Genomic DNA, 26,096 nt, shown 5'->3' on the forward strand with positions numbered 1-26,096 from the left:
CCCGGATGCTTGCCGGGAGGGCAGAGGTGGGCGGGTCTGCCCTTCAGGTCAGCCGTGGTGTCGGTCGGCCGCTGTGTGCGTCAGCCGCTGTGTGCGTCAGCCGTTGCGCGGGCCGGGGAAGGCTGTCGGCCTGGCCTCGTCCCGGAGGGCGGGGCTGCCGGCGGTCGGCTGGGTCGGCATGGAGCGGGCGGCCGGGACCGTCGGCACCGTGGGCAGGCCGCCGCCCACGCTGAGCGTGCGGGTGCCCGACGGTTCCGTGGACCGGTCGGGCTCGGCCGTGACCGTGGCCGTCGTCGTCTGGGCCGCGGCGCGACGGGCGCCGTAACGGCGGTGCACCGCCTGCTTGGTGACTCCGAGCGCGGAGCCCACCGCGTCCCACGAGAAGCCGAGTGAACGGTCGAAGTCCACGGCTGCCGTGACCAGGGTCTCGACACTGTCCCGGAGTTCCTGGGCGAGACGGACCGTCGGGGCGGGGGCGCGTCCGTAGACGACGAAGCCCGTGGACGGGCCGGAGCGGCGCGGGCGGTAGACGTTGCCCAACTGGGCGGTGAGCGTGCGTAGTGCGTCCACCTGTCGGCGGACCCGCTCGATGTCCCGCACCAGCAAGTGCAGGCTGGCCCGGGCCTGGGCGTCGTGGGTTGCGTGGTCGGCCATGAACAAGCCTCTCGAACCGGCGTTGAAAGGAATGGGCCGCGCATGCGGCCCGTTGTGGTCAACTCTCTCTTGACCAACGCGTGGGCGCTCCGCTGGTCACGGTGTGGGGGCGTATGGGCATATGCGTACGCCGTGCGGCGGGGTTTGCACCACCCGGGAGCTCTCCCACCCGCGCACCGCCCGTCCCAGTCGGCAGAGAGGTCGAGCGACCTGCGGGGGTACTCGCCGTCGGCGGCTGGCCGTTCGCCGTGGGCACTTGGCTTTACTGCCGCCTGCCGCCTGCCGCCTGCCGCCTGCCGCCTGCCGCCTGCCGCCTGCCGTCTGCCGTCTGCCGTCTGCCGTCTGCCGTCTGCCGTCTGCCGTCTGCCGTCTGCCGTCTGCCGTCTGCCGCCTGCCGCCTGCCGCCGCCGTTCGTGGACTGCGGTCTGCGGGGACGTGGTCTGCTGTGCTGCGGGGCTGTGGTGTGTGGGTGGTGGTTGATTGTTGCGGCATAGACTTGCGTGTTGGCCGTGTTGATGTCGTTCGAGAGGGTCGCAGTCGCCCATGAAGCTTGTCTTCGCCGGTACTCCCGAAGTCGCCGTTCCTGCTCTGGACGCTCTCATCTCCTCCGGACGGCACGAGGTGGCCGCCGTGGTCACGCGCCCCGATGCGCCGGCCGGGCGGGGGCGCAGGCTGGTCGCTTCGCCTGTGGCCGAGCGGGCGATGGAGGCCGGGATCGAGGTGCTGCGGCCGCTCAAGCCGCGCGATCCGGAGTTTCTGGAGCGGCTGAGGGAGATCGGGCCGGACTGCTGTCCGGTGGTCGCGTATGGCGCGCTGCTGCCGCGGGTTGCGCTGGACGTGCCTGCCCAAGGGTGGGTCAACCTGCACTTCTCGCTGCTTCCCGCCTGGCGCGGGGCGGCGCCGGTGCAGCACTCCATCATGGCGGGGGACGAGATCACGGGCGCTTCCACGTTCCTCATCGAGGAGGGGCTCGACTCCGGGCCCGTCTACGGGACCGTCACCGAGGAGATCCGGCCCACCGACACCAGCGGTGACCTGCTGACCCGGCTCGCCTTCGCCGGGGCCGGCCTGCTCGCCGCGACCATGGACGGCATCGAGGACGGCAGGCTCAAGGCCGTACCGCAGCCCGGCGAGGGCATCACCCTCGCGCCGAAGATCACCGTCGAGGACGCGAAGGTCGACTGGGCGGCGCCGGCGCTGAGGGTCGACCGGGTGGTGCGGGGCTGTACCCCGGCCCCCGGCGCCTGGACCACCTTCCGCGGTGAGCGGCTCAAGCTCATCCACGTCACGCCGGTGCCCGAGCGGACCGATCTCGCCCCGGCCCAGATCGCCGTGGGGAAGAACAGCGTGCACGCGGGGACGGGGTCGTACGCCGTGGAGCTGCTCTGGGTGCAGGCTCAGGGCAAGAAGCCGATGCGGGCCGCGGACTGGGCGCGCGGTGTGCGCATCGGCACCGGGGAGTCCCTCGGAGCCTGAGCGCCCTCTCCCAGCAGCGGCTTTCCGGCGTACGCGGCGTACGCTGGGATTCGCCTCATCCTCATACCCGGAGCACCTTTTTCGTGAGCGAGCAGTCCCGGCGGCCGCGCAGGCCCGCCAAGCCATACCGTCGTCCCCAGCGGGACCCCGTCCGCATCCTCGCCTTCGAGGCGCTGCGCGCCGTGGACGAGCGGGACGCGTACGCCAACCTCGTGCTGCCGCCGTTGCTGCGCAAGGCCCGGGAGAAGGGCGACTTCGACGGGCGGGACGCCGCGCTCGCGACCGAGCTGGTGTACGGGACGCTGCGCCGGCAGGGAACGTACGACGCGATCATCGCCGAGTGTGTCGACCGGCCGCTGCGCGAGGTGGACCCGCCGGTGCTGGACGTGCTCAGTCTGGGGGTGCATCAGCTGCTCGGCACGCGGATTCCCAGCCACGCGGCCGTCTCCGCCTCCGTCGAACTGGCCCGGGTGGTGCTGGGCGACGGGCGGGCCAAGTTCGTCAACGCCGTGCTCCGCAAGGTCACGCAGAACGATCTCGACGGCTGGATCGCGAAGGTCGCGCCGCCCTACGACGAGGACCCCGAGGACCACCTGGCCGTGGTGCACTCGCACCCGCGGTGGGTCGTCTCCGCGCTCTGGGACTCCCTGGGCGGCGGCCGTGCGGGGATCGAGGAGCTGCTGGCCGCCGACAACGAGCGGCCCGAGGTGACGCTGGTCGCCCGGCCCGGGCGGTCCACCGCCGAGGAACTCCTCGGGGAGGAGGCCGCCGTACGGGGGCGCTGGTCGCCGTACGCTGTGCGGCTCACCGAGGGCGGGGAGCCCGGCGCCATCACGGCCGTCCAGGAGGGCCGGGCCGGTGTGCAGGACGAGGGCAGTCAGCTGGTCGCCCTCGCGCTCGCGGGCGCGCCGGTCGAGGGCCCGGACGAGAAGTGGCTGGACGGCTGTGCCGGACCCGGCGGCAAGGCAGCGCTGCTCGCCGCGCTGGCCGCCGAGCGGGGGGCTGTGCTGCTCGCCTCCGAGAAGCAGCCGCACCGGGCCGGGCTGGTCGAGAAGGCGCTGCACGGCAACCCGGGGCCGTACCAGGTCATCGCCGCCGACGGCACCCGGCCGCCGTGGCGCCCCGGCACCTTCGACCGGGTCCTGATGGACGTTCCCTGCACGGGGCTGGGCGCGCTGCGCCGGCGCCCCGAGGCACGGTGGCGCCGCCGTCCGGAGGACCTCGACAACTTCGCTCCGCTGCAGCGTGCGCTGCTGCGTACCGCGATCGACTCGGTGCGGGTGGGCGGGGTGGTCGGTTACGCGACCTGTTCCCCGCATCTGGCGGAGACGCGGGCGGTGGTCCAGGACGTGCTGAAGCAGCGTCCGGAGACCGAGCTGATGGATGCGCGTCCCCTGCTGCCGGGGGTGCCGGAGCTCGGGGAAGGGCCGGATGTACAGCTGTGGCCGCATGTGCACGGCACGGACGCGATGTACCTGGCGCTGATCCGGAAGACTGGCTGAGGTGGGGGGCGGGGACGCTTACCGGCGCTGGCAGGGTGCCGCTGCGCCGACCCGTGCCGCCCTGCGGCACGCCTGCCCGCAGCCTGAGTAGCTGACATGCAGGACGCGGCTGGACAGCGCCCCGTAAGGGGCGCGGGGACCTGCGCGAGCAACCCCCACCCACCCGCGCTGGACCCACAACCGAAACCACCCCCGAACCCCGCTCGGCCCTACCCGTCAGGGCATGGCACGCTTGGGGCATGGCCGTGCAGATCAACCCCAGCATCCTGTCCGCCGACTTCGCCCGCCTCGCGGACGAGGCGAAGGCGGTCGAAGGCGCCGACTGGCTCCACGTCGACGTCATGGACAACCACTTCGTCCCGAACCTCACGCTCGGCGTGCCGGTCGTAGAGTCCCTGGCCCGTGCTACGGACACCCCGCTGGACTGCCACCTGATGATCGAGGCCCCTGATCGGTGGGCGCCGCAGTACGTCGAGGCGGGGGCCTCCTCCGTCACCTTCCACGTGGAGGCGGCCGCCGCGCCCGTGCGGCTCGCGCGGGAGATCCGGGCGAAGGGCGCACGCGCCTCCATGGCGCTCAAGCCCGCCACGCCCATCGAGCCGTACGAGGACCTGCTCCCCGAGCTGGACATGCTGCTGATCATGACGGTGGAGCCCGGTTTCGGAGGTCAGGCGTTCCTCGACATCATGCTGCCGAAGATCCGCCGCACCCGCGAGTTGATCAGCAAGCACGGACTGGAGTTGTGGCTGCAGGTCGACGGTGGAGTTTCCGCGGCGACGATCGAGCGGTGCGCGGACGCCGGAGCCGACGTTTTTGTGGCAGGTTCAGCGGTGTACGGGGCAAACGACCCGGCAGCGGCGGTACGTGCACTACGCACCCAGGCGGCGACGGCCACCGCCCAGGCGTCGTGGGCGTGCGACCACTGAGGTACGGGAACGTGAACGGCTCCGATCAGGGCTGATCAAGTGCGCCGGATCTGCAAGGATGAACGGCGTATCCAGAGTGTGAACAGCAGTGAGGAGATGGCCGTGTCGGGTATGTCGGCGGGCCGGTCAGCCATGCGGATGGGACCCGCAGAGCTGGTGCAGGCGGCGGCCATGGCCCGCCGCTTCTACCTGGAAGGCAAGTCCAAGATCCAGATCGCTGAGGAGTTCGGCGTCAGCCGCTTCAAAGTGGCCCGGGTACTGGAGACTGCCCTCGAAAGGGATCTCGTACGCATCGAGATCCGCGTACCGGCCGAACTGGACGCCGAGCGCTCGGACGCGCTCCGCGCCCGCTACGGCCTGCGGCATGCCGTGGTGGTCGAGTCCCCGGCCGAGGCGGAGGAGACCCCGGACCCCGAGAACCTCGGCGAGGTCGCCGCGGACCTGCTCGGGGAACTCGTCAACGAGGGCGATGTGCTCGGCCTCGCCTGGGGCCGGTCCACCATCCACATGGCGGCCGCGCTCGACCGGCTGCCGCCCTGCACGGTGGTGCAGCTGACGGGCGTGTACGACGCCGGGACCTCCGAGCGCGGCTCGGTGGAGGCCGTCCGGCGCGCCGCCCAGGTGTCGGGCGGCGACGCCCACCCCATCTACGCGCCGATGCTGCTGCCCGACGCGGCCACCGCGGTCGCGCTGCGCAACCAGACCGGGATCGCCCGCGCCTTCGAGTACTTCGACAAGGTCACGGTCGCCTGTGTCTCCATCGGCTCCTGGGAGCGCGGCATCTCCACGGTGCACGACATGCTCAGCGACGAGGAGCGCGCGCACTACGCCACGCTGGGCGTCGCCGCCGAGATGGCCGCGCACCTCTTCGACGCCGAAGGCCGCCGGGTCGGACGGGACCTGGGGGAACGGTGCATCACGGTCAAGGCCGACCAGCTGCGCCGTATCCCCGAGGTCGTCGCGATCGCGGGCGGGCAGCGCAAGGCGGCCGCGATCGACGCGGTGCTGCGGTCGGGGCTGGTCACCAGCCTCGTCACGGACACCTCGGCCGCCGACTACCTGATGACGGCCGGCACCACCCCCAAGCCCGCGCTGAGCCGCGCGGACCCGGACGGTCCCTGACCGGGATCATGGCGTCGCCGCGGCAGCCGGGCTGACAACGCTGCCGCGGCGGGTGGGCCGCCACCCCCGAGCCTCCTCGGTGTCCGTCCCGTCATCGCTCCGATGCCCGTGTACGGTGCGGGAGTTGGTGACGAGCCGGATCGGGGGACCGGCCATGTGGCCCTCAGGAACGGGCCGGCAGTGCCGCGTCGATGAGGACGGCGGCCGCCTCCCGGGCGACCGCGCCCACCGACGGGTCGCGGTCCATCCGCGCGGACACCACGCCCCCGTCGTACAGCAGGTGCAGCCGGCGGGCGAGGGCCTCGGGATCCGCGGCGCCGGCGTCCCGGGCGAGGCCGGTGAACAGGGCCCGGACCCAGGTGCGGGAGACGTCGGAGGCCTCCTCGATGGTGCTGCCGTGCTTGGCCTCGGCGCTGGCCGCCATGAAGGCGCACCCGTGGTAGTCCGGCTCGGTGAACAGGTCGGCCTGCGCGTCGAAGACGGCCAGCAGCCGGTTCCGTGGGGTGTCGGCGCCCTCGACAGCGCGCAGCAGCCGCTCGGTCAGCCTGGTGTGCCGGGAGTCCAGGTAGGCGCGGATGAGCTGTTCCTTGCCGCCGAAGGTGTTGTACAGCGAGGCCTTGGCGACCCCGGCGTGCTCGATGATCCGGTCGATCCCGACCGTCTGCACGCCCTCCGCGTAGAACAGCTCGTTCGCCGCCGACAGCAGCCGCTCCCGTGCGGTAGGGGCCTTGGCGGCAGTCAGCGTCTTCGTCATGCCACTCACCTTCCCGTCACTTCCAGTCTATGGCTGACCAGACCGGTCTACTCAGTCATCGTGCCTGCGTGAGGCCCTCGGGCTGCTCCGCCCGGACCGGCACCGCCTGCGGGCCGCCGGACGCCACCTTCACCCCGGGCCCGCTCTGCGGCCTGCCGTGCCGCAGCAGCAGGGCGGACAGGGCCAGCAGTGCCAGGGCGATGACCACCGCGCCGTACTCCTCGGAGGTCGGCACCAGCCCGCCCCCGTGCACCACCAGCGCGCCGGCGGCGACCGAGGGGACGCCCATGCCGAGGTAGGCGACGACGAACAGCAGCGACAGCACGCCCGAGCTCTCGTGGGGCTCGGCCAGCGGCAGCACGGTGCGGATGCCGCCCTGGAAACCGCTGCCGAAGCCGAGGCCGGCGACGGCCGTGCCGACGAAGAACAGCCCCGGGGCGCTCAGATCCACGGCGACCAGGGTCAGGGCGACCCCGGCGACGAGCGCGCCGATGCCGGTGTACATCACGGTCGTGGACTGCGCCTTGCGCAGCGCGAGGACCGAGGCGGCCGCGACGAACGCGAGGACGAAGAGGCCGAGGCCGCCCCAGACGGCGGAGGTGGAGCCGACCAGGGTGCGGACCAGGGCGGGGCCGAGGGAGCCGTAGAACCCGGCGAGGGCCCAGACGGCGAAGATGACGGGTGCCGCCGCGAGGACCGCGCCGCGGACCGTGCGCGGCAGCCTGATCTCGGGCACCAGGCTGGCCAGGGCGCCCGGCTGCCTGGTGACGGTCTCGTCGATCAGGGCGACGGCGACGGCCTGGGCGGCGAACACGGCCAGCAGGCCGAGGTAGATCGCGTGGGTCGGGGCGGGCAGGTACTGCACGACGAAGCCGCTGACCAGAGAGCCCGTCGCGGTGCCGAGGCCGGGGGCGAAGGCGTTCGCCAGGGTGCCGCGGGAGCGGTTGATGTCCATCATCGCGGCGCCTACCGCGCCGAGGGCGGCACCGGTGGACAGGCCCTGGACGACGCGGGCGACGAGCAGTTCCCCGACGCCTCCGGCGGTGGTGAACAGCAGCATCGCGGCGGCCTGGGCGGCGATCGCGGCGATCAGGACCGGGCGGCGGCCGACGTGGTCGGACAGCCTGCCGAGGACCAGCAGACCGGAGAGGACGGCGATCGCGTAGACACCGAAGACGACCGTGGTGGTGATCGGGGTGAACCCCCATTCGGCCTGGTAGGTCGCGTAGAGCGGGGTGGGCGCGCTGGAGGCGGCGAGGAAGGAGACGACGACGGAGGCGAGCAGGTAGAACGCGGCGCGCGGCGGGATCGGCTTGCGCGTTGCCCTGGGGCGCTCGGCGCGCTCGTGCGGTGCGACGTGGTTCATCGGAGGTCCTTGGTGGGTAGACCGGTCTGTCTAACTGGCCTGTTCAACCGCATAGACAGGTCTGTCTATTCCGTCGGGCGAGAGATTCTTCGGAAAATTCTCCGTGCCGGAACCGCGCTCAGGCGGCGTCGCCGGTCGCACGGAACGCGCGGCGGTACGCGGTGGGTGTGGTGCCGACGGCGTCCCGGAAGCGGGCGCGGAGGCTGGTGCTGCTGCCCAGGCCGCTCCGGGCGGCGACCAGCTTCCGGGCGATCTCGTTGGCGACGGCTGCGCCGAGGTCCTTGCGGACCAGGTGGAGGCGCAGGTCGATGCCGGCGGTCACTCCGGCGGAGGTGAGGAGGCGGCCGTCGTCGATGCGGAGGACGTTGCGGTCGACGCGCAGGCGGGGGCGTTCGAGGTCGTCGGCGCCGGCCCAGCGCGTGGTCACCATACGGCCGTCGAGGAGCCCTGCGGGCGGTCCGGCGGGCGTGGTCCTCACCTGTTCATGTGATGCCGGGACGGCAGGCGCCCGTGCTGTGATCTGGAACCGGCGGTGCGTGGGCCGCACGCAAGGCGGGAGGGCAAGGAGGCGCGGCCCGAGGTGTGGACTTTCCGGCAATCCCAACGCCGTCGCATGGAGCGTCTTCATCGGCTGGACGCCGTCAACCCCGAGTATGTGTACGACAGTACGACAGGCCGTGTGCCGATCGCATCGGGAGGACGCGTTGACCACTGAACCTCAGCCCGTGCCGGGAGCCGAACCGCAGCCGGTGCTCGGCCCGTTGACCACCGCCGCGATCTTCCTGGTGCTCACCGTCCGCCCCGGCGGCGAGGACACGGCACGGGAGGTGCTGGGCGATCTCCGCGCGCTGGAGCGCAGCTTCGGGTTCGGTACCCCGGAAGCCGCGCTGAGCTGTGTGGCGGGGGTCGGCTCCGCGGCCTGGGACCGCCTGTTCGACCACCCCCGCCCGGCGGGCCTGCATCCCTTCCGGCCGCTGGAAGGACCCCGGCACACCGCGGTCGCCACCCCCGGCGACCTCCTCCTGCACATCCGGGCCACCCGGTTCGACCTGTGCTTCGGGCTCGCCGCCGAGATCATGCGCCGGCTGCGCGACGCGGTGACCGTCGAGGACGAGGTGCCGGGCTTCAAGTACCTCGACGCCCGCGACCTGCTGGGCTTCGTCGACGGCACCGAGAACCCGGTCGGCGCCGCCGCCCGCCGGGCCGTCCTGATCGGCGCGGAGGATCCCGGCCACGCCGGCGGCAGCTATGTGGTCGTACAGAAGTACGTCCACGACCTCGACGCCTGGAACGCGCTGCCCGCCGAGACACAGGAGCGGATCATCGGGCGTACGAAGGCCACCAACCTCGAACTCGAGGAGCCGGCCTCCCACGTGGAGCTGAACACGATCACCGGACCGGACGGCGAGGAACAGCAGATCCTGCGGGACAACATGCCGTTCGGCAGCCCCGGCGGCGGTGAGTTCGGCACCTACTTCATCGGGTACGCCCGGACGCCGGACGTCATCGAGCACATGCTGCGCAACATGTTCCTCGGCACCGCCGACGCCACCCACGACCGGATCCTCGACTTCTCCACCGCGATCACCGGCACGCTCTTCTTCGTGCCGTCCGACGACTTCCTGGACGACCTGCCCGCGCTCCCCGGAGCCGGCGAGAAAGGACAATGAGAGAGATGTCCGCGCATGTGATCGTGCTGCCGGGTGGCGGCTACGTGCAGCACGCCCAGCACGAGGCCGAGCCCGTCGCAGAGTGGCTCACCGGGCTGGGGCTGGGCCTGGCGGCGAGTGTCTTCCGGTATCCCCTCGACGTCCGGCATCCGGTACCCCTCGAAGCGCTGCGCGCCGAGATCCGGCGCCTGCGCGCCGAAGGGGCCGACCGGATCGGGCTCATGGGGTTCTCGGCGGGCGGGCATCTCGCGGGTCTGGCGGCCCTGGCCGCGGACCACGACGCACGGACGTCGGTGCAGTTCGCCGTGCTGGGGTACGCCATCACCTCGATGGAGACCGAGACCTACCGGCCCTCGCGGATCGTCCTGCTGGGCGAGGACGCCTCGCCGGAGCTGCGCCGGGCCACCTCGCTCGACGCGCTGGTGACCCCGGCGGCGCCGCCGTTCTTCCTCTGGCACACGGCGGAGGACCCGTACGTCTGGCCGGAGCACACCTACCGCCTGGCCACGGCCCTGGCCGCCAACGACGTGCCGCACACCGTGCACGTCTATCCCCACGGCCCGCACAGCCTTGGCCTCGCCCACGGCGCGGGCGAGGCCTCGACCTGGACCCGCTCGGCGGCGGCCTGGCTGGCCGAACAGACCGGCTCCGCAACCCCACCTGGACGCCACTGAGATGACGACGAGTCCGCATCTGGTCACACTCGACCTCGCCGGGGTCACCGACAAGGCCGGCCTCATGGAGCGCGTCGCCTCCGCCCTGGCTCTGCCCGGCTGGTTCGGGCGCAACTGGGACGCCCTCACCGACAGCCTCCGCGACCCCTCGGTGTGGCCTCCGGAGGCCGTCGGCCACGGGCTCCTGGTCGTCGTCACCGGGTGGCAGGAATACGCACGGACCCGGCCGGACGAGTGGGAGACCGCCCGGCGGGTGTTCACCGACGCGTCCGCCGACGAACCCGCGCTGACCATCGCCCTCGCCCTCGGCTGACCTCGACCCGTAGGTTCCTCCAAACGAGCTCTGACCTGCCTGGACCTTCGTCCCGGGCATGACGTACCGGTCCGCATGGGAGAATGAAGTACGTGCTTTTCCCTCTGGCCGGCCGGTCCGGGGGTCACCTCTGATCGACTGGGATGTGCGGCACGTGCGTTTCCTCAATGACATCCAGCCCCCGTACGACCTGACGTACGACGACGTCTTCATGGTGCCGAGCCGCTCCGCGGTCGGCTCGCGTCAGGGCGTGGACCTCAACTCGCCGGACGGCACGGGCACCACCATCCCGCTGGTCGTCGCCAACATGACCGCGATCGCGGGCCGGCGGATGGCCGAGACGGTGGCCCGGCGCGGCGGACTCGTCGTGATCCCGCAGGACATCCCGATCGACGTGGTCACCGATGTCATCACCTGGGTGAAGAGCCGCCACCTGGTGCTGGACACCCCGATCGTGCTGGCCCCCCACCAGACCGTCGCCGACGCGCTGGCCCTGCTGCCCAAGCGGGCGCACAACGCCGGTGTCGTCGTCGACGAGGACGGCCGCCCCGTGGGCGTCGTCACCGACCGGGACCTCACCGGCGTCGACCGCTTCACCCAGCTCGTCGAGGTCATGTCCCGTGACCTGCTGCTGCTCGACGCGGACATCGACCCCCGCGAGGCCTTCAACAAGCTGGACGGCGCCAACCGCCGCTACGCCCCGGCGGTCGACCGGGACGGCAAGCTGGCCGGCATCCTGACCCGCAAGGGCGCCCTGCGCGCCACCCTGTACACCCCGGCGACCGACGCGCACGGCAGGCTGCGGATCGCCGCCGCCGTCGGCATCAACGGGGACTTCGCGGACAAGGCCAAGCAGCTGCTCGACGCGGGCGTCGACACGCTCGTCATCGACACCGCGCACGGCCACCAGGAGTCGATGCTCAGCGCGATCAAGCTGGTCCGCGGCCTGGACCCGCACGTCCCGATCGCGGCCGGCAACATCGTCTCCGCCGAGGGCGTCAAGGACCTCGTCGACGCCGGCGCGGACATCATCAAGGTCGGCGTGGGCCCCGGTGCCATGTGCACCACCCGCATGATGACCGGCGTCGGCCGGCCGCAGTTCTCGGCGGTCCTGGAGTGCGCAGCCGAGGCGCGGAAGTACGGCAAGCACGTCTGGGCCGACGGTGGTGTCCGGCACCCCCGTGACGTCGCCATGGCGCTCGCCGCCGGTGCGTCCAACGTGATGGTCGGCTCCTGGTTCGCGGGCACCTACGAGTCCCCGGGCGACCTTCAGCAGGACGCCGACGGACGGCTGTACAAGGAGTCGTTCGGCATGGCCTCCGCGCGGGCGGTGCGCAACCGCACGTCGGACGAGTCGGCCTACGACCGGGCCCGCAAGGCGCTCTTCGAGGAGGGCATCTCGACGTCCCGGATGTTCCTGGACCCGGCCCGGCCGGGCGTGGAGGACCTGATCGACTCGATCATCGCGGGGGTGCGGTCGTCGTGCACCTACGCCGGTGCCGGGTCGCTGGAGGAGTTCGCGGAGAAGGCGATCGTGGGGATCCAGAGCGCGGCGGGGTATGCGGAGGGCAAGCCGCTGCACGCCAGCTGGAGCTAGACGCTTCGCTGGAGGCGCCGTCGGCGGCGTGCAACAAAAGCGCGCACCCGTGCTCTACTTCGTGTACGGCTACCGCCGGTCCCGTCCTGCACCACCTGAGAGCTGAACGACCCCTTGCTGAACGATCTCGACGAACGCATCGTGCACGCCCTCGCCGAGGACGCCCGCCGCTCCTACGCGGACATCGGGCAGCTGGTCGGCCTGTCCGCGCCTGCCGTCAAACGGCGCGTGGACCGGCTGCGCGCCACCGGGGCGATCACCGGATTCACCGTACGGGTCGACCCGGCGGCCCTCGGCTGGGAGACCGAGGGGTTCGTCGAGATCTACTGCCGGCGCAACACGTCCCCGGAGACCATCCAGCGGGGCCTGGAGCGCTATCAGGAGGTGGTGGCCGCGTCGACGGTCACCGGTGAGGCCGACGCGGTCGTGCAGGTCTTCGCGTCCGACATGCGGCACTTCGAGAGGGTGCTGGAGCGGATCGCGGGGGAGCCGTTCGTGGAGCGGACCAAGTCGGTGCTGGTGCTGTCCCCGCTGCTGCGGCGCTTCTCGTCGGGCGCGCCGGGCTGAGCCGGACGCACCGCTTCGGTGCCTGCGGTGGGGCTGCCGGGGCGTTCGCGGGGTCTGATGTACTGGGGTGATGCCCCTGCCTCAGATGGACCCGTTGGATCTGCGCGTCATCGCGGCCCTCCAGGTGAACGGCCGGGCCTCGTGGCGATCGGTGGCGCAGGCCCTCGGCGAGGGCGAGCGGACGGTGGCCCGGCGCGGAACGCGCCTGCTGGAGAGCGGGCTGGTCCGGGTGGTCGGGCTGGAGAACTTCGCCGAGACGGTCGTGGTGCGGCTGCGCTGCCGGCCCGGCCGGGCGGCGGAGGCGGGCCGGGCCCTCGCGGCCCGTGAGGACGCGGTGTTCAGCTGCCGGGTGACCGGCACGGACGACGTGGTGGCGGAGCTGCAGTGCCCCGCGGCCCGGCTTGCGGAGCTGACCGGCGAGGAACTGCCCGCACTGCCCGGCGCCGCGGCGATCGCCACGGACCCGGTGCTGCACTACTACCGCACCGCGCGGGAGTGGCGCCCGGGGCTGCTGACGCCCGCGGAGGCGGCGGTCCTGGAGCCGGCGGCGGTGCCGGTGCAGGGGCCGACCCCGGCGCCCGTGGACCGTACGCCGGACGAGCGGGCGATCCTGCGGGCGCTGGCCCGGGACGGGCGCCTGACCCTGGAGGAGCTGGCCGCGCTGGCGGGCGTGTCCAAGGCGACGGCCGGGCGGCGGCTCGAGGCGCTGCAGAGCAGTGCGCGGCTCGCGATCCGGGCCGTGGTCGAACCGGCCGCCCTGGGCTTTCCGGTCGAGGGCCTGCTGTGGGTGCGGGTGCGGCCTGCGGCGATGGAGGAGACGGCGCGGCGGCTGCTGAGTCTGCCGGCGGTGCGCTATCTGGCCGCGCTGGCGGGCGACTTCCCGCTGCTGGTGAACACCGCGCACAGGTCGCGGGAGGAGCTGCAGCGGTTCCTCGTCGACTCCGGGTGGGCTCGCGAGGTGGACCAGGTGCGGACGACGCTGGTGGTGGAGTCGCTGCGCAGGGGCGGGGCCGACGGGACCGATCACAACAGCGCTTCATCGTTGCGCTTTGGCTCACATGAGCCGGATCCGGTGTCTCTTTGACTCACTCGCTGCGTCCGGATGTCGAGATTTCTCACGCGCTTCTTGACGGTGTTTTCTCGCCGCGCCTAGCATCCCGTGCCGTGGAGAAGAATTCCGTGCTGACCGCCCGCCGCGAGGTCGACCTGTGTCGCGTCGCGAGCGCCTGCTGTTGTCACGTGCGCTGACGCGCCCTGCCGGACACTTCCCCGGATCCGCGCGGGCCTGACCCGGCCCCGGTCCGGTCCGCCTCCGCACCACCGCTCCCACCCCGTCCCGCGTTCGCGCGCCCCTGCGTGCACCCCGCGTCCGCCCGGTCCCGCCCAAGGCTCCCGCGTGCCCGGACGCCGGCCCGCACCTCCCGCTGTGCGCCACTCCCGCTGTGCGCCACACCCTTCACGGAAGACAGCCATGTCCGTCGACGCCTCGTCAGAATCCACGACCCCCCGTCATCCCGAGGACCCGGTCCACCCGGGCCTGGCCGCCGGAGCGGTCTCCGCCCTCGACGTGTTCGGCCAGTCGCTGGCCGCCACCGGCCCCAGCATCGCCATCGGCGGCACCATCCCCGCCGTCTATCTCACGGCGGGCAACGGCTCGCTGTGGTCGACGGCCGTGGGAACCGTCATCGCCCTGCTGGTCGCCTGGGTGGTCGCGCAGTTCGCGCGCCGGGCCGCCAGCGCCGGTTCCCTCTACAGCTACGTCTCGCTGGGCCTCGGCCGCGGGCCCGCCTTCGTCACCGGCTGGGGCCTGGTCGTCGGCTACGTCGGTATCGCCGCCGCCTGCCTGGTCGGTGCCGCGGTCTACCTCGGGGCGCTGCTGGAGTCCGCCGGACTCCCGGCGACCGGCACCGCCGCACAGCTCGTGCTGCTGGTCCTGGCCACGGCCGCGGCCTCGGTCCTGCCGGTGCGGGGCGTCCGTCTGTCGACCCGCTTCGGCATCGTCGTCGAGGCCGTCTCGCTGCTGGTGATCCTGGTGGCGCTGGGTGCCGCCGTGGTCCACTTCGGACTCCGTTTCGACACCGGCCAGTTCACCGCGAAGGGCGTCGACCTGAACACGGTGATGCTGGGTGCGGTGCTCGCCGTGGCGGTGTTCGTCGGCTTCGAGTCGGCGGGATCGCTCGGCGCCGAGTCCCGCGACCCGTTCCGCGCCATCCCGCGCGCCGTCATCGGGACCGTCCTCGGCGCCGGCGTGCTCTACCTGGTCAGCACCTACGTCCAGGTGCTCGGCTACGGCTCGGCCGCCGACCTCGCCACCTCCGCCGCCCCGCTCAACGAACTCACCCGGGCCTCCGGAGTGGGCTGGCTGTCCCCGCTGCTCAACGCGGGCATCGTCGTCTCCGCCGTGGCCTGCGGCTCGGCCGGCGTCAACGCCGCCGCACGCAGCCTGTACAACCTCAGCCGGGAGGGCGTGCTGCCCGCCCTGCTGGGCCGGACCCACCCGGTGCACCGCACCCCGCACCTGGCCGTCTACCTGCTCGGCGCCGCCTCCGGGCTGCTGCCGCTGGTGCTGATCGCCACCGGCAGCGGCGAACTGGAGGTCTACGCCTGGACCGCGGCCTTCGGCACCTTCGGCTATCTGCTCGCCTACCTCCTGGTCGCCCTCGCCCTGCCACTGCACCTGCGCCGCCGCCGCGAGCCGGTCGCCGCGGTGGCCGTGGTCAGCGTCCTCGCCGTGCTGGCGATCGGCTATGTCACCTACAAGAACCTGGTGCCCGTGCCCGCCTGGCCGGTCGACGTGCTGCCGTACGCCTTCGCCGGGATCGTCCTGGCCGGCCTCGGCTGGTACCTGGCCCTGCTGCGCCGCGACCCGGACCGGGCCCGCGCCCTGGGCAGCCGTACCATCAGCGCCCATCCGAGCGACACGGCCGAGGAGCAGCCCGCATGACACAGCAGCAGCCCGACGACTCCCTGGCCGCGGCGCTCGCCGACGGCTCCCTGCGCGAGATCGAGGTCGCCTGGTCCGACCCCTACGGCCGGGTACAGGGCAAGCGGATACCCGCGGCCCGCTACCCGGAGGCGGCTGCCGGCCGCGGCGTCGCCTTCTGCGACGCCTCGCTCGCCTGGAACGCCCTCGGCGAGGTGCAGACCGCCGCCGGACTCGGCGCCCCCGAACACGGCTACCCGGACGCCTACGCCGTACCGGACCCGGCCACCTACCGGGCGCTGCCCTGGCGGCCGGGGGCGGGGCAGGTGCTGTCCGACGTGTACGGCCACGACGGCGTGCCCTCGCCTGCCTCGCCCCGCGCGGTGCTGCGCCGGGTCCTGGACCACCTGGCCGGCCTCGGGCACAGCGTCCGTGCCGCCCTGGAGCTGGAGTTCTATCTGCTGCGCCCGGACGGCAGCCCGCTCCCGCAGGGCCTGCACGCCTACTCGCTGGAGCTGGCGAACGAACTCGACCCGCTGCTCGGCCGGTTCACCGACGAGCTGACCGCGTTCGTGCCCGTCGAGAGCGTGCTCACCGAGTACGGACCCGGCCAGGTGGAGCTGAACCTCGCCCACCAGGACGCGCTGACGGCGGCCGACGACGCCTTCCGGCTGCGCTACGCGGTACGTGAACTGGCCCGCCGTGAGGGCCTGTTGGCGACCTTCATGGCCAAACCGCTGAACGGGCAGTCGGGCAGCTCGGCCCACATCCATCTGTCGCTGTGGCAGAACGGCGAGCCCGCCTTCGCGCCCGAGGCGGGAGCGGCGAGCAAGACCGCGCGTGCCGCCGTGGCGGGACTGGTACGGCACCTGCCCGGGCTGACCCTCTTCGGCGCGCCCACCGTCAACTCCTACAAGCGCTTCGAGCCCGGCGGCTTCGCCCCGCACCGGGCCGACTGGGGCGGCGACGACCGTACCGTCGCCGTCCGCTCGCTGGTGGACACCCCGCGCTCCAGCCGGATCGAGCTGCGCACCCCCGGAGCGGACGCCAACCCGTACCTGGCGCTGGCCGCCGCGCTCGCCGCCGTCGCCGCGGGCCTGGAGGACGGCCTGGACCTGCCGCCCGCGGACCGGGCCCCGGAGCCGCTGCCCGCCACCCTCGCGGAGGCGGCGGCCGCGGCCCGTGCCGACCGGCGCCTGGCCGCGCTGCTCGGCGAGGACGTCGTACACGACCACGCCGTGCTCGCCGACTCCGAGTGGCACGACTACACCACCCAGGTGACCGCCTGGGAGACCGACCGCTATCTGAGGAACCTGTGAGCACCACCGAAGACTCCAAGCGCGGCCCGCACCGCGCCACCCCGCCCGAACTGCTCGAAGAGGCCGCCCGGTTCCCCGCCCTGCGGGCCGTCTTCGAGCGGCGCGCCCGGCGCTTCCCGCTCGGCGGCACCCTCACCGGCCCGCTCGCCTTCGACTCCGGCCGGGAGCCGCTGGCGCTGAGCGCCGACGAGGAGGCGGTGCTGGTCGCCGCCGCGTCCGGGATCACCGGGGTGGTCCGCGAGGAGTGGGCGTTCCTGGACGAGGAGGGCCGCACCACCGGCGGCGACAAGCTCGCCAGCTTCACCGGCCGCACCTACCCGAGCCCGCTGGCCAACCACTCCACCGAGGTGTTCTGGACCAACGACGAGGGCACCTATCTGATCCCCCAGCGCGACCGCCGCCCGGACGCCTACCTGCAGAACCGGACCACCGACGAGCACCGCGCCTGGCTCGGCAACGCCGTGCGGCTGACCGAGGGCCGGCTGGACATCCCGCGCCGCCGCCCCAACCTGTTCGCCTTCAACCGGCAGAACATCAACCTGCCCGGCACCACCCTGTTCATCCCGATCGCCGACCTGACCCGGCAGTGCATCTCCGCGCTGCTGCTCTACTTCGACCGCCCGCACGGCTACTACCTGGTCGACCAGCGGCTCGGCAACGAACCCCTGCGCCCCTTCGTCGAGTCGGGCCTGCTGGACGACAGCCACCCGGTCGACCTCGCCGACTTCGAGCGCTGGCAGATGGTCGACGCGAACGGCGTCGAGTCCGGCCTGGTCGTCGCCAACCTGATGACGGCCACCCAGGCGCTGGGCCTCGGCGGCCACCCGTTCAACGGCGGCAAGGGCCGGGTCACCATGGGCGGCGAACGGCACTGGCACGCCATCGGCGGCGAGGGCCCGGCCGGCGGCCTGGGCTTCCGCTTCCACCGGGTGCCGGACTGGGCGCCGGTCGGCGCGGGCGAGGAGATCCCGGTCGGCCTCGACGGCCTGTTCGAGGGCGCCGTACCGCCGTACCACGCCACCGTCGAGGACGCCGTCGACTTCGTGGTGGACCTGCGCTGGGGCCCGACGGGCACCTTCACCGGCGGCGGACCCACCCCCTGGACCGACCCGGGCCTGGTCGCCCGGATCCCGCGCCCCTCCGAGGAGGCGATCGCGGCCGTCAAGACCTGGGTCCGCTACGTCTGGGACCACTACGGCCGCTTCCCCGCCACCATCGACCCGTTCCTGACCACCGTCTGGTACCAGGCCCACCACCTGGACACCGCCTTCTACGACGCCTACTACCCCGGCGAGGCCCTGCCCGCCCATGTCCGCGACCACCTGGACAGGTGGCACCGCTGATGCCCGAGCAGACCGTGCGCACCATCGACCTGACCGACAACGACCGCTACGCCGAGGCCGTCCCCTACGCCGACTTCGACCGGCTGCGCCGCGAGGACCCGGTGCACTGGCACCCCGAGCCGGGCGGCCCCGGATTCTGGGCGGTCGTCAGATACGACGACGTGGTGGCCGTCTCCCGGGACACCGCCACCTTCTCCTCCGAGACCGGTGCCACCGCCCTGGAGGACCTGGACCCGGACGCCCTGGCGGCCCGCAAGTCCATGCTCGACATGGACCCGCCCCGGCACACCCGGCTGCGCCGCACCCTCGTCGGCGACTTCACCCGCCGCCAGGCGCTGCGCCACGAGGAGAACATCCGGGAGGTCGTACGGCCCCTGGTACGGGCGGCACTCGACCGGGGCCGGTTCGACGCGGTCGAGCACCTGGCCACCGCCGTGCCGATCCGGGTGCTCTGCCGGATGCTGGGCGTGCCCGCCGCGGACGAGCCGCTGATGGTCGAGCTGAGCGACCGGCTGATCGCCAACACCGACCCGGACCTGAGCGAGGTGCAGCCGGACAGCCCCGAGTCCGAGCGGTACCGGCTGCTGCCGTTCCGCAGCCCCGCGGCCCTGGAGATGCACGCCTACGCGAACGCGCTGCGCGCCGAGCGCACCGTCCGTCCGCCGGACGACGTGGTGACCCGGCTCGCCCAGGCGCGGATCGACGAACTGCCTTTGAGCGAGCAGGAGTTCCAGGCGATGTTCCTGCTGCTCCTGGTGGCGGGCAACGAGACCACCCGCTCGGCGCTGTCCCTCGGCATCCAGGCCTTCCTGGACCACCCCGGCCAGTGGGAACTGCTGCTGGCCGGCGCCGACCTGGACGCGGCGGTGGAGGAGGTGCTGCGCTGGACCACCCCGCTGCACCACTTCCGCCGTACCGCCACCCGTGACACCGAGCTGCGCGGCCGCCGGATCCGGGCGGGGGAGAAGGTCGTGGTCTGGTACACCTCGGCCAACCGGGACGAGGAGGTCTTCGCCGACCCCTACCGCTTCGACGTCACACGTGACCCCAACCCGCACATCGCGTTCGGCCGGGGCGGCCCGCACCGCTGCCTGGGCGAGCACCTGGCCCGGGTGGAGATCCGGGTGGTGCTCCAGGAACTCCTCGCCCACGGGGTGACCCTGTACGCCGACGGGCCCGCCCGCCGGGTGCGCTCCAACTTCACCAACGGCCTCAAGTCGCTTCCGGTACGGGTGCACCGGCACGGGTGAGACGGCGCCGCTCCTACTCCGCGGTCTTCCTGGCCAGGGCGTTGTTCCCGATGGAGTTGTGCACGCTGAAGCTCACCGCGTCCGAGCGGTAGCGGTCGTCCGACCACTCCACCGGCCGCCCTTCCCGCGTCGTCGTCACGCGCCGCACCCGCAGCAGCGGACTCGTGCGGCGGATACCGAGCAGCTCCGCGTCCTGCGCCCCCGCCGCCACCGCGTCGATCACATGCTCGCCGTACGCGAAGACCAACCCGGTCTCCTCGTACAGCCGTTGGGTGACGGACGGGCACTCGGGCTCTATCGCCTCGACCGCCGGCGAGATCCAGTCCGCGTACACCGTCCGCTCCAGCAACACCGGCTCGCCGTCCAGGCCGCGCACCCGCAGCACATGCAACACCGGGGTTCCGGCGGGGAGCTGGAGCCGGACCGCGTCCTCCTGGGCGGCCGGCCGGTAATCCTGGGACACCACACGTCCCGTCGCCTCGCGGCCCATCGCCTTCGCCCACTGCGCGAAGCTGCGCAGCTCCGCGAAGCTCTGGCTGCGGCGGCTGGCCAGCACCACCCGGCGGGCACCCTGGCGGGAGCCGATCAGCCCCTCGGCGGTGAGTGCGGCGACCGCCTGGCGGACCGTCCCGCGGGAGACGGCGTACTCCGCGGCGAGCTCCGTCTCCGAGGGCAGCCGGCTGCCGACGGTGTACTCCTCGCGGTCGATGGCGCGCCGCAGCTCGTCGGCGATCTCCTCGTGTCGCGCCGTCATGCTTCCCCTCTGGATAGACCGCTGTGCACAGCGTGACCAGCCTAATCGACGTTCCTGGGTGATTCGTGTCAGCCCGGGACCGGCCAGGAATGTGCAGGGAATTGGGGTCCAGGATTTTTCCGGAGTTCACAGTCCCGACACCCACGCCGGGCGTACTGTGAGCCAACTTGTTCAGACAAGTTCGCCCGGCGCCGGCCACAGCGCCACCCACCCTCGTGTGTACTCCTGGAGAGACCGTGACCGTGTCCCTGCCGAGAACCGCCCTCCTCGGCGGCTCCCTCGCCGCCGTAGCCGCGCTTGCCCTCAGCGCCTGCGGCGCCGCCCCCGACAACACGTCGTCCACCACCTCCGACGGCAAGAACGCCGCCACCGCCACCTCCGCCGCCGACCTCGGCGGCATGGACAAGCTGGTCGCCGCCGCCAAGAAGGAGGGCACGCTGCACATCATCGCGGTGCCCCGCGACTGGGCGAACTACGGAGCCATCATCGACGGCTTCAAGAAGAAGTACGGCATCAAGATCGAGGACGAGAGCCCCGACGGCTCCAGCCAGGACGAGATCACCGCCGTGACCTCCAGGAAGGGCCAGGACCGCGCGCCGGACGTGCTGGACCTCGGCTCGTCGTTCGCGCTCAGCGCCGCCCAGCAGGGGCTGCTCGCGCCGTACAAGGTCGCCTCGTACGACGACATCGCCACCGCGCAGAAGGACCCGCAGGCCCGCTGGTACAACGACTACGGCGGCTACATCTCCATCGGCTGCGACGCCAAGCGCGTCAAGACCTGCCCGACCACCTTCGCCGACCTGCTCAAGCCGCAGTACAAGGGCCAGGTCGCCCTCAACGGTAACCCGACCAAGTCCGGTTCGGCGTTCGGCGGTGTCTACGCGGCGGCGCTCGCCAACAAGGGCTCCTTCGACGACATCCAGCCCGGCCTCGACTTCTTCGCCAAGCTGAAGAAGAACGGCAACTACACGCCCGTCGAGTCCACCCCGGCCACCGTCGAGAAGGGCGAGACGCCCATCTCCATCGACTGGGACTACCTGAACGCCGGTTACGCCGACGAGTTCAAGTCCAAGGGCGTCGACTGGAAGGTCACCATCCCGAGCGACGGCCAGTACGCCCAGTACTACTCCCAGGCCATCAACAAGGACGCCCCGCACCCGGCGGCCGCCCGCCTGTGGCAGGAGTACCTGTACAGCACCGAGGGCCAGAACCTGTGGCTCAAGGGGTACGCGCGTCCGGTCCTGATGTCCTCCATGGAGACGGCCGGGACGCTGGACAAGACCGCCGCCGCCAAGCTGCCCGCGGTCACCGGCACGCCGTCCTTCCCGACCGAGGCCCAGCAGGACAAGGCCAAGACGGTCCTCGCGACGGGCTGGTCGAAGGCCGTCTCCGGATGACGGCCACGCTCACGCGGGCCGACGTGGCGTCCGCCGCTTCCCAGAAGCGGCGGCGCCGCGCCCCCGGCTGGCTCGCCGTCGTCCCGCTCCTCGCCTTCACGGCCATCGCCTTCGGGCTGCCGGCCATCGCCATGCTGAACGGCGCCTTCACCGTCAAGGACCCGGCGAGCGGGGTGTCCTCGTACACCGGGCGGAACCTCAGCGACTCCCTCCAGGGGCCGTACCTCACCGCCCTCGTGGGCAGCGTCAAGCTGTCCGCGCTCTCCGCCCTCATCGCCGCCGCCCTCGGGCTGCCGCTCGCGCAGGCCGTCGTCAGCTCGCGCTCCCGGGCGCTGCGCGAGGCCGTGCTCACCGCCTCCGGAGTACTCGCCAACTTCGGCGGCGTGCCGCTGGCGTTCGCGTTCGTCGCGACCCTCGGCAACGCCGGTGTGCTGACCACGCACCTGCACCTCACGGACCACGGCTGGAACCTCTACAGCTTCTGGGGCCTGGTCCTCGTCTACCTGTACTTCCTGATCCCGCTGATGGTCCTCACCATCACCCCGGCGCTGGACGGACTGCGCGCCCAGTGGCGGGAGGCCGCGCTCAACAACGGCGCGAACGGCGTGCAGTACTGGCGGTTCGTGGCCCTGCCAGTGCTCGCGCCCTCGCTGCTCGGCGGGCTCGTGCTGCTCTTCGGCAGCGCCTTCGCCGCCTACGCCACCGCCGCCGCGATGGTCGGCAGCGCGGTCCCGCTGGTCACCCTCCAGATCGCCGACGCCATCTCCGGCAACGTCCTGGTCGGCCAGGAGAACGTGGCCCTCGCCCTGAGCCTGGACATGGTGCTGGTGGCGGGCGTGGTGATGGCCGTGTACCTGCCCCTGCAACGACGGAGCGCCCGATGGCTCGACGCCTGACCCCGTGGCGCTGGGCCGTCCTCGGCCTGGCCGCCCTCTACTTCCTGGTCCCGCTGGGCGCCTCCGTCGTCTTCACGGTCGACGTGCCCGGCCAGGGCGTCACCTTCGACGCCTACTCCCAGATCCTGTCCGCCGACGGCTTCCTCTCCAGCCTGGTCCTCTCGCTGGAACTGGCGGTCGCCACCATCGCCGTCGTGCTGCTGCTGATGGTGCCCGCCGTGGTCGCCCTGCGGCTCAGCGCCCCCAAGCTGCGCCCGGTGGTCGAGATCGTCTGCTCGCTGCCGCTGGTGGTGCCGCCGATCGCGTTCGTCGCCGGCATCGCGACCGTGCTCAAGTGGGGGCCGGACTACCTCTCCCGGACCCCGCTGTTCGAGACGTTCGTCGCCATCCAGAACCCGACCTTCCCGTTCGTGCTGGTCCTCGCGTACGTCGTGATGGCACTGCCCTTCGTCTACCGGGCGCTGGACGCCGGGCTGCGCGCGATCGACGTGCGCACCCTGGTCGAGGCCGCCCGCAGCTGCGGCGCCAACTGGCCGCAGGCCCTTGTGCGGGCCGTACTGCCCAATCTGCGCGGGGCGCTGCTCAACGCGGCCTTCCTCACCCTGGCCCTGGTGCTCGGTGAGTTCACGGTCGCCCGGCTGCTCGGCTACCAGCCGTTCGCCGTGTGGATCTACAACGTCGGCGGCTCGCAGGCCCAGATGTCCGTCGCCGTCTCCGTGCTCAGTCTCCTGGTGACCTGGGCCCTGCTCCTCGCGCTCGCCGGTGCCGGCGGCCGTGACCGAACCGCTTCCTCCCGGGGATGACACACCATGACCACCGCCACCCTTGAGAAGGCCGCGACCGTCGAATTCCGGTCGCTGCGGCGCGAGTTCGGCGCCACCGTCGCCCTCGACGGACTCGACCTGACCGTACAGCCGGGCGAGTTCCTGGCCCTGCTCGGCCCGTCCGGCTGCGGCAAGACCACCGCGCTGCGCATGCTCGCCGGCTTCGAACACCCCGACTCCGGCGCCGTCCTGGTGGACGGCGAGGACGTCACCCGGGTCCCGGCGCACCGCCGTGACGCCGGGATGGTCTTCCAGTCGTACAGCCTCTTCCCGCATCTGAACGCCGTGGACAACGTGGCCTTCGGGCTGCGCATGCGCAAGGTGCGCACGAGTGAACGGCGCGCTCGCGCCTCCGAGTTGCTGGAGCTTGTCGGGCTCGGCGACAAGGGGGAGCGGTTCCCGCACCAGCTCTCGGGCGGCCAGCAGCAGCGCATCGCGCTCGCCCGCGCCCTCGCCCTGCGCCCCCGCGTGCTGCTGCTCGACGAGCCGCTGTCCGCGCTTGACGCCAAGGTCCGGCTCAGCCTCCGCGAGGAGATCCGCCGGCTCCAGCAGGAACTCGGCATCACCACCCTGTTCGTGACACACGACCAGGAAGAGGCACTGTCCATCGCCGACCGGGTCGCCGTGATGCGCGCCGGGCGGCTCGAACAGTGCGCCGAGCCCGCCGAGTTGTACGGCCGTCCGGCCACCGCCTTCGTCGCCGAGTTCGTCGGCACGATGAGCCGGATCCCGGGGACGGTCAAGGAGGACACCGTCGAGGTGCTCGGGCAGCGGCTGCCGGTCGACGGGCAGGCGCCGGGCGCCGGCGAGGTCGACGTCCTGGTGCGGCCCGAGGCGGTCCAGGTACGCGCGGACGGCGCCGGTACGGCCACCGTCGTCGCCACCGCCTTCCTGGGCGCGGTCGTCCGGGTCACCGTACGGCTCGCCGACGGCACCGAGGCCAAGGCCGACCTGCCCGCCCACGAGGCCGCCGAGCTGGGTGCCGGATCCGCGGTGACCGTGTCCCTGCCCGAGCGGCCGGTGCTCGTGGCGGAGCGCGCCCAGAAGTAACGCATCCACGAGCACCAGTCAGCCACCAGTCAGCCATCAGTGAGGAATGACAACAACGTGACCCCCCACCCACGACTCCCGCTCCAGGCCGTCCTGTTCGACATGGACGGAACGCTCGTCGACACCGAGCGACTGTGGTGGGAGGCGGTGGAACAGGTCGCCGGGCGGCCGCTCACCGAGGCCGACGAACCCGAGGTGCTCGGCCGGCCGGTGGAGCACACCGCCGGCTGGCTCGCCGCGGCCACCGGCCGCCCGGCCGCGGCTCTGGCGGCCGGGCTGCACCGGGAGTTCGCGGACCGCGTCCGCACCGGCATCGTGCCCCGCCCGGGCGCCCTCGACCTGCTGGACGCGCTGGCCGCGGCCGGCGTCCCCACCGCCCTGGTCACCGCGTCCCCACGCGCGGTCGCCGACCTCGTCCTCGACGCCCTCGGCGCCGGCCGGTTCGCCGTCTCCGTCACCGCCGACGACACCGGACGCACCAAGCCCGCCCCCGACCCCTACCTGGCCGCCTGCCGCGCCCTCGGCGTCGACCCGGCGGCCTGCGTCGCCGTCGAGGACACCGAGACCGGGGTCGCCTCGGCCGAGGCCGCCGGCTGTGCCGTCCTGGCCGTGCCCTCGCTCGCCCCGATCGGCGGCGCGCCCGGCCGGACCGTCCGTGACACGCTGGTCGGGGTCACCCCGAAGGAGCTGAGCGAGATGGCCGCACCGGAACTCCGGGTGATGTCCTGGAACCTGTGGCTCGGCGGCAGCCTGATCGACGACCACCGGGCCAAGCAGGTCAAGGCGATCATGGACGCGGGCGCGGACGTCGTCGGCCTCCAGGAGACCGCCGGGACCAGCGCCCGGGAACTCGCAGAGGCCCTCGGCTGGTACCACCACACGGCGGGCGAGAACCTCGGGATCATCAGCCGCTTCCCGGTCACCGCCCGCCTCGGCGACCCCGACGTCGGCTTCTACGGAGCGGCCGGCGTGCGGATCGCCGTCCGCCCCGGTCGCGAGGTCGAGATCTGGACCGCGCATCTGCACTACACGCCGTACGGGCCCTACGAGTTCCACTTCGACGGGTTCGGCGCCGACGAGCTGATCGCCCACGAGGAGCTGCGGCTCGGGCAGATGGGGGAGGCCCTGCGGCGGATCGGGGACGGAGACGTGCCCGTGGTGCTGGTCGGGGACTTCAACTGCCCGTCCCACCTGGACTGGGCGGAGGTCGGGTGGCCGGTGACCAAGGCCGCCGAGGACGCCGGGTTCCGCGACTCCTACCGGGAGGCGCACCCGGACCCGGTCGCCGCTCCCGGCCACACCTGGTCGCCGATCCACCCCGTCCACGAGGACGGCGGCGGGCGGCCCGAACCGCAGGACCGGATCGACTACGTGCTGCACAGGGGGCTGCGCGTGCTCGACTCCCGGACCTGGGTCACCGGCACCCCGGCGCCCTGGCCCGAGGTGGCGGGCAACGACTGGCCCTCCGATCACGCGGCCGTCGTCACCACGTTCGCCGTCGAGCCGTAACCAGGGGTTACCCGGGGCAACCATTGCGGTCGGGGTGGCGATCCCGTAGTTTGTGCGGGCTTCCCTTACTGACTGGTAACACCGGTAGGTAACCCATGCGCTGGCCTGTCGGTCGCCCCACCACCGTCCGTGCGCGGATCGTGGCGCTCGCGCTCGCCCCGGCCGTCGCGCTGACGGCCCTGTGGAGCTTCGCCATGGTGTCCGTCACCG

The 26,096-nt window shown here is 72.5% G+C and carries 24 protein-coding genes and 1 pseudogene; 20 read left to right on the forward strand and 5 right to left on the reverse strand.

Annotated features, from left to right (window positions below; all coding sequences use genetic code 11):
* Positions 1–96 precede the first annotated feature (96 nt).
* Positions 97–654 carry a hypothetical protein gene (locus tag KVT45_RS35430; RefSeq protein ID WP_217553265.1) on the reverse strand — a complete coding sequence of 186 codons (558 nt, stop codon included), beginning with the start codon at positions 652–654 and terminating at the stop codon, positions 97–99.
* 543 nt (positions 655–1,197) lie between these two features.
* Here KVT45_RS35430 and fmt point away from each other — a divergent pair.
* The 4 genes from fmt (at position 1,198) to KVT45_RS35450 (ending at position 5,680) form a co-directional block, all read left to right on the forward strand.
* Entirely contained in the window at positions 1,198–2,130 is a 933-nt protein-coding gene (gene fmt, locus KVT45_RS35435) for a methionyl-tRNA formyltransferase (protein ID WP_217553266.1), read from the forward strand.
* A gap of 83 nt (positions 2,131–2,213) precedes the next feature.
* The gene (locus KVT45_RS35440; RefSeq protein ID WP_217553267.1) at positions 2,214–3,632 is read left to right on the forward strand and encodes an RsmB/NOP family class I SAM-dependent RNA methyltransferase; all 1,419 of its coding nucleotides are present in this window, start codon (positions 2,214–2,216) and stop codon (positions 3,630–3,632) included.
* A 239-nt stretch (positions 3,633–3,871) separates the two neighbouring features.
* Complete coding sequence (rpe, locus tag KVT45_RS35445; protein WP_217553268.1) at positions 3,872–4,558, forward strand: ribulose-phosphate 3-epimerase; 687 nt, start codon at positions 3,872–3,874, stop codon at positions 4,556–4,558.
* Between the two features lie 78 nt (positions 4,559–4,636).
* Positions 4,637–5,680 (forward strand): sugar-binding transcriptional regulator, encoded by a 1,044-nt coding sequence (locus KVT45_RS35450; RefSeq protein ID WP_217553269.1) that lies wholly within the window; start codon positions 4,637–4,639, stop codon positions 5,678–5,680.
* A gap of 163 nt (positions 5,681–5,843) precedes the next feature.
* On the opposite strand, the gene KVT45_RS35455 is transcribed toward KVT45_RS35450, so the two are convergent.
* The 3 genes and pseudogenes from KVT45_RS35455 to KVT45_RS56735 all read right to left on the reverse strand — a co-directional run.
* Entirely contained in the window at positions 5,844–6,434 is a 591-nt protein-coding gene (locus KVT45_RS35455; RefSeq protein ID WP_217553270.1) for a TetR/AcrR family transcriptional regulator, read from the reverse strand.
* Between the two features lie 55 nt (positions 6,435–6,489).
* Positions 6,490–7,800, reverse strand: a complete 1,311-nt coding sequence (locus tag KVT45_RS35460) for an MFS transporter (protein WP_217553271.1) — start codon at positions 7,798–7,800, stop codon at positions 6,490–6,492.
* Between the two features lie 235 nt (positions 7,801–8,035).
* Positions 8,036–8,251, reverse strand: a pseudogene (locus tag KVT45_RS56735) (AraC family transcriptional regulator); the annotation flags it as partial.
* Positions 8,252–8,504: 253 nt separating this feature from the next.
* Between KVT45_RS56735 and KVT45_RS35470 the strand changes: the two are divergent.
* The 11 genes from KVT45_RS35470 to KVT45_RS35515 all read left to right on the forward strand — a co-directional run bounded on the left by KVT45_RS35470 (position 8,505) and on the right by KVT45_RS35515 (position 19,456).
* A complete protein-coding gene (locus tag KVT45_RS35470; protein WP_254647821.1) occupies positions 8,505–9,470 on the forward strand; it encodes a Dyp-type peroxidase in 966 nt (321 codons plus the stop codon).
* A 5-nt stretch (positions 9,471–9,475) separates the two neighbouring features.
* On the forward strand, positions 9,476–10,144 hold the full coding sequence (locus KVT45_RS35475) for an alpha/beta hydrolase (RefSeq protein ID WP_254647822.1): 669 nt from the start codon (positions 9,476–9,478) through the stop codon (positions 10,142–10,144).
* 1 nt (position 10,145) lies between these two features.
* Positions 10,146–10,457, forward strand: a complete 312-nt coding sequence (locus KVT45_RS35480; RefSeq protein ID WP_217553274.1) for a barstar family protein — start codon at positions 10,146–10,148, stop codon at positions 10,455–10,457.
* A gap of 154 nt (positions 10,458–10,611) precedes the next feature.
* Positions 10,612–12,054: a GuaB1 family IMP dehydrogenase-related protein gene (locus KVT45_RS35485; RefSeq protein WP_217553275.1), complete on the forward strand. Its 1,443-nt coding sequence runs from the start codon at positions 10,612–10,614 to the stop codon at positions 12,052–12,054.
* Between the two features lie 114 nt (positions 12,055–12,168).
* Positions 12,169–12,621, forward strand: a complete 453-nt coding sequence (locus KVT45_RS35490; RefSeq protein WP_046726552.1) for an Lrp/AsnC family transcriptional regulator — start codon at positions 12,169–12,171, stop codon at positions 12,619–12,621.
* A gap of 70 nt (positions 12,622–12,691) precedes the next feature.
* A complete protein-coding gene (locus KVT45_RS35495; protein WP_217553276.1) occupies positions 12,692–13,705 on the forward strand; it encodes an Lrp/AsnC family transcriptional regulator in 1,014 nt (337 codons plus the stop codon).
* A gap of 95 nt (positions 13,706–13,800) precedes the next feature.
* The gene (locus KVT45_RS58505) at positions 13,801–13,869 is read left to right on the forward strand and encodes a putative leader peptide (RefSeq protein WP_350792195.1); all 69 of its coding nucleotides are present in this window, start codon (positions 13,801–13,803) and stop codon (positions 13,867–13,869) included.
* A gap of 223 nt (positions 13,870–14,092) precedes the next feature.
* Complete coding sequence (locus KVT45_RS35500) at positions 14,093–15,565, forward strand: APC family permease (RefSeq protein WP_217553277.1); 1,473 nt, start codon at positions 14,093–14,095, stop codon at positions 15,563–15,565.
* Positions 15,562–16,863, forward strand: coding sequence for a glutamine synthetase family protein (locus tag KVT45_RS35505; RefSeq protein ID WP_217553278.1), 1,302 nt, complete (start codon positions 15,562–15,564; stop codon positions 16,861–16,863). The genes KVT45_RS35500 and KVT45_RS35505 overlap by 4 nt, the downstream gene beginning before the upstream one ends.
* Entirely contained in the window at positions 16,860–18,206 is a 1,347-nt protein-coding gene (locus KVT45_RS35510; RefSeq protein ID WP_217553279.1) for a hypothetical protein, read from the forward strand. The genes KVT45_RS35505 and KVT45_RS35510 overlap by 4 nt, the downstream gene beginning before the upstream one ends.
* Positions 18,206–19,456, forward strand: coding sequence for a cytochrome P450 (locus KVT45_RS35515; RefSeq protein ID WP_217553280.1), 1,251 nt, complete (start codon positions 18,206–18,208; stop codon positions 19,454–19,456). Before KVT45_RS35510 ends, KVT45_RS35515 begins: the two co-directional genes overlap by 1 nt.
* Positions 19,457–19,469: 13 nt before the next feature.
* Here KVT45_RS35515 and KVT45_RS35520 read toward each other — a convergent pair whose 3' ends face one another.
* Complete coding sequence (locus KVT45_RS35520; RefSeq protein WP_217553281.1) at positions 19,470–20,210, reverse strand: GntR family transcriptional regulator; 741 nt, start codon at positions 20,208–20,210, stop codon at positions 19,470–19,472.
* Between the two features lie 236 nt (positions 20,211–20,446).
* Between KVT45_RS35520 and KVT45_RS35525 the strand changes: the two genes are divergently transcribed.
* The 5 genes from KVT45_RS35525 to KVT45_RS35545 are packed head-to-tail and all read left to right on the forward strand — an operon-like array spanning position 20,447 to position 25,886.
* On the forward strand, positions 20,447–21,607 hold the full coding sequence (locus KVT45_RS35525; protein ID WP_217553282.1) for an ABC transporter substrate-binding protein: 1,161 nt from the start codon (positions 20,447–20,449) through the stop codon (positions 21,605–21,607).
* On the forward strand, positions 21,604–22,503 hold the full coding sequence (locus tag KVT45_RS35530; protein WP_217553283.1) for an ABC transporter permease subunit: 900 nt from the start codon (positions 21,604–21,606) through the stop codon (positions 22,501–22,503). The genes KVT45_RS35525 and KVT45_RS35530 overlap by 4 nt, the downstream gene beginning before the upstream one ends.
* Positions 22,488–23,306, forward strand: coding sequence for an ABC transporter permease (locus KVT45_RS35535; protein WP_217553284.1), 819 nt, complete (start codon positions 22,488–22,490; stop codon positions 23,304–23,306). The genes KVT45_RS35530 and KVT45_RS35535 overlap by 16 nt, the downstream gene beginning before the upstream one ends.
* A gap of 6 nt (positions 23,307–23,312) precedes the next feature.
* Positions 23,313–24,377 carry an ABC transporter ATP-binding protein gene (locus KVT45_RS35540; protein ID WP_217553285.1) on the forward strand — a complete coding sequence of 355 codons (1,065 nt, stop codon included), beginning with the start codon at positions 23,313–23,315 and terminating at the stop codon, positions 24,375–24,377.
* Between the two features lie 57 nt (positions 24,378–24,434).
* A complete protein-coding gene (locus KVT45_RS35545) occupies positions 24,435–25,886 on the forward strand; it encodes an HAD-IA family hydrolase (protein WP_217553286.1) in 1,452 nt (483 codons plus the stop codon).
* Positions 25,887–26,096 lie beyond the last annotated feature (210 nt).

Origin of the sequence: Streptomyces sp. GbtcB6, from assembly GCF_019091475.1 — a bacterium.
Taxonomy (GTDB): domain Bacteria; phylum Actinomycetota; class Actinomycetes; order Streptomycetales; family Streptomycetaceae; genus Streptomyces; species Streptomyces hyaluromycini.